Origin of the sequence: Blautia sp. CAG:257, assembly GCF_000433815.1 — a bacterium.
In the GTDB taxonomy this organism is placed as follows: Bacteria; Bacillota; Clostridia; order Lachnospirales; family Lachnospiraceae; genus Blautia_A; species Blautia_A caecimuris.
This window is the reverse complement of the sequence record NZ_HF999065.1, coordinates 1-884: the sequence shown is the minus strand read 5'-3', so window position 1 is coordinate 884 and position 884 is coordinate 1. Positions and strand designations below refer to the sequence as shown.

Sequence of the window (884 nt, the reverse complement as noted above, 5' to 3'; positions counted from 1 at the left end):
CAAAGTTCGTATCATCAGCAGAAACAACGCCGACACTGCCTAAGGTGATCGTCATAGCCGCCGCTAATGCAATTATCAGTTTCCTTTTCATTTGTAAATGTCCTCCTAAAGTAAATGTATTTTGTGGCAAGTTTTATTCTCTTCATTTGCCTTTCAGTGTATTAAATAACAAAACATTTCTTTTTATAATCCCATTATTTTTCTCATACACTTATTTTTCATTAGTCATAACTCGCCTTTTTAACTCGTTGTGAGTTACTGAATTAAGTTTAACTCGCTGTGACTTAAAAATCAATATCATATTTCACTTTCATATAAAATATTTATGAGGTGAGCATGAATTGAATTATGCGGAAAGAATGAGAAATTTAAGACAGGATCACGACTTGTCACAAAAACAGATTGCAGATATGTTGGGAATAGCTCAAACCACTTATTCTCAATATGAACTCGAAAAAAGACCAATGCCAATTGACTACCTGATAGCCTTATGTAAATTCTATCAAGTGTCCGCTGATTATATGCTAGGTTTTAGCAACAAAAAGTAAACCCTTTCTTCTTTATGAGCTCTGATAATCTCCGGGCTTTTTTGTTATTCATAATTTCCCCAGTCTATCATGTTTCCATTATTCACAAATCTTTTTTTCATATTCCTCAAAAAATCTGCCATGGTTCTTTATCCTTTAGAGTTTCCACATTCCCCTCTCGTATGAAATCAGTATCCTTAGGGTATCATATAAAATTTTCTTATTCATATTCAGAAAGAGGGAGCTTCTTCAAGATTTTTGATTGATGTTTATAGAATTACATGGTACACTAACTTCACGGAAAGTCAGAGCACATAAAAGGCGGCCCACCCTCCACCTCGGAGGGGCTAACCCTCC

1 protein-coding gene is annotated in these 884 nt (G+C 34.8%); it reads left to right on the top strand.

The window, feature by feature from the left end; all coding sequences use genetic code 11:
- The first annotated feature begins 359 nt into the window (after positions 1–359).
- The gene (locus QVP40_RS13890) at positions 360–548 is read left to right on the top strand and encodes a helix-turn-helix domain-containing protein (protein ID WP_173752809.1); all 189 of its coding nucleotides are present in this window, start codon (positions 360–362) and stop codon (positions 546–548) included.
- Positions 549–884: the final 336 nt, after the last annotated feature.

Coding starts and splice junctions, on each gene's coding strand:
- QVP40_RS13890 (WP_173752809.1), top strand. CDS start 360: ATGAGAAATTTAAGACAGGATCACGACTTGTCACAAAAACAGATTGCA.